We start from the raw sequence: 7,395 nt of genomic DNA on the forward strand, positions 1-7,395 counted from the left end.
TCGTTCATACTCGGCACACAGCAACGAAGCCCCGGATCGCTCCGGGGCTTCGCGTCTATAATCGATCTAACCGTTGGCTCAGTACCGGTAGTGATCGCTCTTGTACGGACCTTCCGGCTTGACGCCGATATAGTCGGCCTGGTCCTTGCGCAGTTCGGTCAGCTTGACGCCGATCTTGGCGAGATGCAGGCGCGCGACCTTCTCGTCGAGCGACTTCGGCAGCACATAGACTTCCTTCTTGTACTTGCCGTCCTTGTTGTTGGCGAAAAGCTCGATCTGTGCCAGCGTCTGGTTGGTGAAGGACGCCGACATCACGAAGGACGGATGGCCCATCGCATTGCCGAGGTTCACGAGGCGGCCTTCCGACAGCATGATGATGCGGTGCTTGTCGGGGAATTCGATCTCGTCGACCTGCGGCTTGATGTTGGTCCACTTCAGGTTGCGCAGACCCGCGATCTGGATCTCGTTGTCGAAGTGACCAATATTGCAGACGATGGCGCGATCCTTCATCGCGCGCATGTGCTCGATGGTGATGATGTCCTTGTTGCCGGTGGCGGTGACGAAGATGTCGGCGCGCGGCGCGGCGTCTTCCATGGTCACGACTTCGTAGCCTTCCATCGCCGCCTGCAGCGCGCAGATCGGATCGATTTCGGAGACCATGACGCGGCAGCCGGCCTGACGCAGCGAGGCGGCCGAACCCTTGCCGACGTCGCCGAAGCCCGCGACCATCGCGATCTTGCCGGACATCATCACGTCGGTGCCGCGGCGGATGCCGTCGACCAGTGATTCACGGCAGCCATAGAGGTTGTCGAACTTCGACTTGGTGACGCTGTCGTTGACGTTGATGGCCGGCCACAGCAGCGTGCCGGCCTTCTGCATGTCATAGAGACGATGCACGCCCGTGGTGGTCTCTTCGGAAACGCCCTTGATGCTCTTGGCGATCTCGGCGAAGTAGCCCTTCGGCTTTTCCTTGAGCTGCTTCTTCAGAAGCGCGAAGAAGACTTCCTCTTCTTCCGAACCCGGCTTGTCCAGGAACTTGGTGTCGCCGTTCTCGGCGCGCAGACCGAGATGGACATACATGGTGGCGTCGCCGCCGTCATCGAGGATCATGTTCGGGTGACCGCCGCCGTGCCAGTCGAACAGCTTTGCGGTGTAGTCCCAATATTCGGTAAGGCTCTCACCCTTGACGGCGAACACCGGAATGCCGGCGGCCGCGATTGCCGCCGCAGCGTGGTCCTGCGTCGAATAGATGTTGCAGGAGACCCAGCGAATGTCGGCGCCGAGGGCCGCCAGCGTCTCGATCAGCACACCGGTCTGGATCGTCATGTGCAGCGAACCGGCGATACGCGCGCCCTTCAAAGGTTGTTTGGGGCCGTATTCCTCGCGGGTTGCCATCAGGCCCGGCATCTCGGTCTCGGCGAGCGAGAGCTCCTTGCGGCCGAAATCGGCGAGCGAAATGTCCTTGACGATGTAATCGGTGAAGCCGGGCTTCGCGTTCATGTCTGTTTCCTAGTCAGTGAGTTCTGCGTGTTAGTGAGCCCGTCATCGGGCCGCGCTTCGCGCGGACCCGTCGACGGCGACCTCTCCCTGCAAGCGGGGCGAGGTTAAGAGCATCAGAGCGCGCGCTTGAGTTGCTCGACCAGGTCGGTCTTCTCCCAGGAGAAGCCGCCTTCGTTGTCCGGCGTGCGGCCGAAATGACCATAGGCCGAGGTGCGCGCGTAGATCGGGCGGTTGAGATCGAGATGGCTGCGGATGCCGCGCGGGGTGAGGTCCATCGCCTTGGCAGCGGCCTCCTCGAGCTGATCCTCCGACACCTTGCCGGTGCCGTGGGTGTCGATATAGATCGACAGCGGCCGCGCCACGCCGATGGCGTAGGCAAGCTGCAGCGTGCAGCGGTCAGCAAGACCGGCCGCGACGATGTTCTTGGCGACATAGCGCGCCGCATAGGCTGCCGAACGATCGACCTTGGTCGGATCCTTGCCGGAGAACGCGCCGCCGCCATGCGGGGCCGCGCCACCATAGGTGTCGACGATGATCTTGCGACCGGTCAGGCCGGAGTCACCGTCGGGACCCCCGATGAAGAACTTGCCGGTCGGATTGATGTGCCAGATGGTCTTCGACGTGATCCAGTCCTGCGGCAGCGCCTCGCGCACATAGGGCTCGACGATGTCGCGGATCTGCTTGGACGAGATGTCCTCGACCAGATGCTGGTGCGACACCACGATCTCGCGCACGCCGACCGGCTTGCCGTTCTCGTACTGCACGGTGACCTGGCTCTTGGAGTCGGGTCCCAGCACCTTTTCGCGGCCGGAGTGGCGCGCTTCGGAGATCAGGCGCAGGATCTTGTGGGCGTAGAAGATCGGCGCCGGCATCAGGTCGGGCGTCTCGTTGGTGGCGTAGCCGAACATGATGCCCTGGTCGCCCGCGCCTTCTTCCTTGACCTCACCCGGCTGCAGCGCATCGACGCCCTGGGCGATGTCGGCCGACTGCGGATGCAGCAGGATCTCGATATCGCAGGTCTTCCAGTGGAAGCCTTCCTGCTCGTAACCGATGTCCTTGATCGCGCCGCGGACGACACCCTCGATCTGCTCGTTGGTCACGGACTTCGGACCGCGGGTCTCGCCGGCGATCACCACCTTGTTGGTGGTCGCGAGCGTCTCGCAGGCGGCGCGGATAGCCCACGGATCGATGCCGGCTTTCGGCCCTTCGCGGTAGAACAGATCGACGATTTCATCGGAGATCCGGTCGCAGACCTTGTCGGGATGCCCTTCGGACACGGACTCGCTGGTGAAGAGATAGGACGCACGCATCAGTAACCCCCTGTCCCGCCGCTAGCCGGCGGTCGTTTGCGATGTTTACTTTCGGATGATGTCAGTCACGCCGTCGCGAGATGACGTAGGATTCGTCGAGAAACCAGAGCCCGTTGTACTTTCGCAGCACGTCCCTGGCGGCGTCCAGAGTGCGGCCGTTTTGAGTCATTTCTGTCAATCGGTCGTCCTCGATCTGAGCGACATACACCGCCGCATTCCACGCTGCAAAGGCCGTCGAGGTTCCGATGGTACCCGTCACCTCGTTGGGCAGAGCTTCCATATCATACCTGAAGATCGAACGGTTGTCCGCATAAGCATTAAAATTTAGGTCGCGGCCCAACGATCCAAGCTCGTACTTCACCGCGCGCAATAGCTCATGGCGGCTCACCGAGAAAGGATTTTCTCCAGGCCAGATCGCCTGGATCATTTCCATGCCCGGATCCTGGCCGTGGGAGTGGATTCCGATCAACCGCCCGCCGGGCCGAAGCGCCCGTGCCAGCGGCGCAATGATCCGCTTTGCCCGAAAATTGACCGAGGACAGGGCACGGTAGGGCTGGGACGCGATAATGAGGTCGAAATTGGCTTCGGTCTGGCCCGGCCGTGGAATGGTCGAATCCAGCAGGAACCTGTGATCCTCGCGATAGAGCACGAGGACGACGGGCCGCTCGTACAACGGCATGGCCGTGCGCGGGCTGATCGCGGCGCGCCAGTTCTGCTCCAGGAACGGCCTCAGCTCGACGATCTGCTGCTCGAACTCGCCCGATGATGCACCCCGGAGCGGGACTTCGTGCCAGACGGTGGCAGCAGCTGCCGCAGGCGATGCCGGCGTCAGCCAGGGCGCCTCCGAATAGAACATGTTGGTAAAGACGAACACCGACGCCGGATGCTCGAAAATGCGATCTGGCACCTTCTCCAGCGTCAGGCGCAGGTCTTCGAGACTGAGTTCCTTGCCGGCGACGTAGAACGGCATGTGTGGAAAGCGCTGGTGCGTTGCGCGCAGTACCCGCGCCAGCACCGTGCCGTCACCGACACCCGCGTCGAACATGCGCAGCGCCGGTGGCCGCGGATGGATGGTGGCAAGCTCGAGCGCCACGCGATCGGCGACCACCCGCTTCTCGCTGCAGGTGTGGACGAACAGCAGGTACTTCTGCCGGTTCTCGAAGAAGCGGAAATTGCCGCGCGGATCGCGCTTTTCCGGGGGCACCTGAAGTCCCCGCGGCGGCGGCAGGCTGCCGGTCATCGACGCCGCCATATACGCCTGGATCCGGTCCAGCGTGTCGATGGTGATGCGCTTGCCCTCGCGCAGCCGTTGCACCAGCTTCCCATCGTTCACCGCACGCCGGCCAAACGTCGATTCCGCCATGTCCGCCTTGCGGCAGAACTCGGTGATCTGGCTGAGGATTTCATCGTTTTTCATCAGTGGGAATGCGGTGGGCAGACCTGTTGGGACCCGCCCCTTTAGCAAAGTCTGCCCACTAAGGAAATACTTCAGGAGCTGCTCCACTCCCTCGTCGATAGGCCCACCAGGCTCTCTGGGGACACCCCCATCGTGCGTTTGGCCATGCCTACACTTACCGGTATACATTGCGAACGGGGATGTTCTGGGCAGGGTATGTTCAGATTGTTTTGGCTCGTCGCTTGTCTTCTGGCGGCATTATCGGGCGGCGCACGCGACTAGAATCCCGACGAATTATTCGCATCAGTCTATGAGAGGATCGGCGTCCTGCCCGTCGCAGCCGCGCGCGACCCATTTGTCTGGCTGCGACTGGAAGAGCTGAAGCGCGAGCCGTGCGACCAGAAAAGCATCAACGATCTCGCGCTCATGCTGGACAAGCTCGGCTACCGGCGACAGGCCGCTGACGGGCTCTACAAGTTCGTCATGAATTCTGGCGCGCCGATCACCGCGCTGCACCGCTCGATCGACATCTATCTCAAGCTCACGGACTATCCCAGAGCCGTGGAGGTCGCCGACGAGTTCATGCGGCGCGCACCGACCAATCACGACGCGCATTATTTGCGTGGTGTCGCGCTTGAAGGCCTGAAAGACTATCACCGTGCGCTGGCCGATTATTCCGATGCCATCGAGCTCTGCGCATGGCAGGCGCCTATGCCGCCCTCAAACAATTCTGCGAGGCCACAGCGCCGATCAATCTGTGGGTTGCGCTCGATCCGGCCACCCGCGACACCAGCCAGACGCGGAAGATCATCGCTGACTACGAAAGCCAGGGCCATTGTGTCGAATCGACAGGATTCCGCAAAGAAAGCTTCCCCCTACGCGGGCAGAAGAAGGTGATCACGGTGAAAGCTGCGATCAACGGCGTCTCCGGACTGTTCATCCTCGATACCGGCGCGAGCTATGTGTCCGTGAAGGCCGCTTTTGCCAGCCGCGCCAAAATCTCCGAAGCCGGCACGAGTGAGATCACGCTCATGACGGCCAACGGCCAGAGCAAGGCGAAGCTATCCAGGGCCGACAAAGTTGCTCTCGGCAAGCTGGAAGCAACCAACGTGCCCGTAGCGATCCGGCATGAGCTTCCTGTCACGGTTCGAAGTTCAAATGGCCGGCGGCTTCATCGAGGTCCGCACCCGCCGACCGGGGAAGTAAGCCTGCCCCCGCAACCGCAGGATCTGAACCGACGATCCCCTGGGACCGACAAAAGGGTCACGTCCTCCTTCTGTTGTATCGTCAGCATCCTAGGCCCCATGCGCCGCCTGCTCGTCGCGCTCTGCCTGCTCGCCCCAGCCCTGTGGTCTGCGCCCGCACTCGCGCAGGCGCGCAGCCAGTTCGGGCCGCTCTGCACCACCGACACCACGCCGGCGGACCTGATGATCGATGCCTGCACCAAGATCATCGCGCTGAAGGTCTTCAAGGGCGAGCAGCTCGCGACTGTCTATTTCTGGCGGGCAGTCGGCTGGAACAAGAAGGGCGACTACGCAAAAACCGTCACTGACGCCACCGAGGCGATCCGGCTGCAGCCGAGCCAGGCGGCCTACAATCTACGCGGCTCGGCCTATTACGACAGAGGAGAGTACGACATCGCGATCGCCGATTTCGACGATGCGCTGAAGCTCGGCCCGCCCAGCGGCACCATCTTCCACAACCGCGGCAATGCCTGGCGCGGCAAGGGCGATTACGCCAAGGCGATCGCCGATTACGATATGTCGATCAAGGCCGACCCGAAATCGGCGTTCTCGTTCCAGAACCGCGGCATAGCGAAGGCAGCGCTCGGCGATCTCGACGGCGCGCTCGCCGACATCAATCAGGCGATTCGGCTCGATCCGACGCTGCCGCAGCCGCTGATCAACCGCACCGCGATCTGGCGCGCCAAGGGCGATCTCGATCGCGCCATTGCCGATGGCTCCGAGGCGATCCGGCTCGCCAGGGAGAAGCCGCCCGCCAACATCATGACGCCGCCGAACAGCGTGCTGATCGCGGGCTACACCCATCGCGCGCTAGCCTATGAGGCCAAGGGCGATTACGCCCGCGCGAGGGACGACTACAAGGCGACGCTGGCGATCGCGGCCTCCGATGCCGGCAGCAAAGCCAATCAGGCGACCGCAAAAGTGCGGCTGTCGCTGGTGACGGATGCAGTCGCGCCAATCCCACGCGATGCGCCGACCCCGACCGTGGCCCCGTCGCAGCAGCAGACCGGCGCAGCGTCAGTCCCCTCGCCTGCTCCGGCCGTTCGCGGCACGCGGATGGCGCTGATCATCGGCAACGGCGCTTATGCGCATGTCAAGGCACTGCCCAATCCGGCCAATGACGCACGCGCCGTCGCCAAGAGCCTGCGCGACATCGGCTTCACCGTGTCGGAAGGCGTCGACCTCGACCGCACAGCGATGCAGAAGATGACGCGCGGGTTTTTGCGTGACGCGGCAAGGGCTCAGGTTGCCGTGGTCTACTATGCCGGCCATGGCGTGCAGGTCGACGGCCGCAACTATCTCATTCCTGTCGACGTCGAGCTCAAGCCGGGCGCAAGCATGACTGATGCGATGATCGACATGGACACGATCATGGCCGGCCTTGACGACCAGGTCCGCACCAACGTCCTGATCTTCGATGCCTGCCGCAACAATCCGATGGCGCAGCAGGTCGCGTCTGCCGGCGCCAGTCGCGGCATCGAGGGCGCATCGGGACTCGCCGCGCCGACGGGCTTGGGCGCAGGTGCAACGCTGGGCGCCGGCACGCTGATCGCATTCGCGACCGCGCCCGGCCAGGTCGCGCTCGACGGCGAAGGCGCCAACTCACCGTTCTCGGCCGCCCTCTCCCGCCACCTCGGCACGCCGGGACTGGAAGTGCAGCAGATGCTGACGCGGGTGCGGGCGGAGGTGGTTTCGTCGACCAAGGGCAAGCAGGTGCCGTGGTCGAACTCGTCGCTGCTGGGTGAGGTCTATCTGGCGGAGAAGTGAGCGAGGTGTGCCGCGCGTCGCTAAGGGAAGAGCGCGCCTCAATCATTCGGTGTCATCCCGGATCGGCGCGCGCTTTGGCGCGCTTGTCCGGGACGACATTGAGGACGCGGTAAGGCGCAGCCGTCACTCACATGAAGGAAGACGTGAGGCTAGACGATCGATTCCATGAACTTGGCAG

At 63.1% G+C, this 7,395-nt stretch carries 5 protein-coding genes and 1 pseudogene; 2 read left to right on the forward strand and 4 right to left on the reverse strand.

The annotated features are described in order from the left end of the window. Window positions 1-78: 78 nt before the first annotated feature. From ahcY to FXV83_RS44005, 4 genes are all read right to left on the reverse strand, one after another. Window positions 79-1,500, reverse strand: coding sequence for an adenosylhomocysteinase (gene ahcY, locus FXV83_RS12685; protein WP_148739515.1), 1,422 nt, complete (start codon window positions 1,498-1,500; stop codon window positions 79-81). 113 nt (window positions 1,501-1,613) lie between these two features. Continuing rightward, on the reverse strand, window positions 1,614-2,810 hold the full coding sequence (gene metK, locus FXV83_RS12690; protein WP_148739516.1) for a methionine adenosyltransferase: 1,197 nt from the start codon (window positions 2,808-2,810) through the stop codon (window positions 1,614-1,616). Window positions 2,811-2,871: 61 nt separating this feature from the next. After that, window positions 2,872-4,227 (reverse strand): hypothetical protein, encoded by a 1,356-nt coding sequence (locus tag FXV83_RS12695; RefSeq protein WP_148739518.1) that lies wholly within the window; start codon window positions 4,225-4,227, stop codon window positions 2,872-2,874. 282 nt (window positions 4,228-4,509) lie between these two features. Then, window positions 4,510-4,821, reverse strand: a complete 312-nt coding sequence (locus tag FXV83_RS44005) for a hypothetical protein (RefSeq protein WP_235939499.1) — start codon at window positions 4,819-4,821, stop codon at window positions 4,510-4,512. 83 nt (window positions 4,822-4,904) lie between these two features. On the opposite strand from FXV83_RS44005, the pseudogene FXV83_RS44010 reads away from it, so the two are divergent. Both FXV83_RS44010 and FXV83_RS12705 read left to right on the forward strand, forming a co-directional pair. Further along, a pseudogene (locus FXV83_RS44010) lies at window positions 4,905-5,276 on the forward strand (retropepsin-like aspartic protease); the annotation flags it as partial. Between the two features lie 234 nt (window positions 5,277-5,510). Continuing rightward, window positions 5,511-7,217 carry a caspase family protein gene (locus tag FXV83_RS12705; protein ID WP_148739517.1) on the forward strand — a complete coding sequence of 569 codons (1,707 nt, stop codon included), beginning with the start codon at window positions 5,511-5,513 and terminating at the stop codon, window positions 7,215-7,217. The last annotated feature ends 178 nt before the right edge of the window (window positions 7,218-7,395 follow it).

It is taken from the genome of Bradyrhizobium hipponense, assembly GCF_008123965.1.
Lineage (GTDB): Bacteria > Pseudomonadota > Alphaproteobacteria > Rhizobiales > Xanthobacteraceae > Bradyrhizobium > Bradyrhizobium hipponense.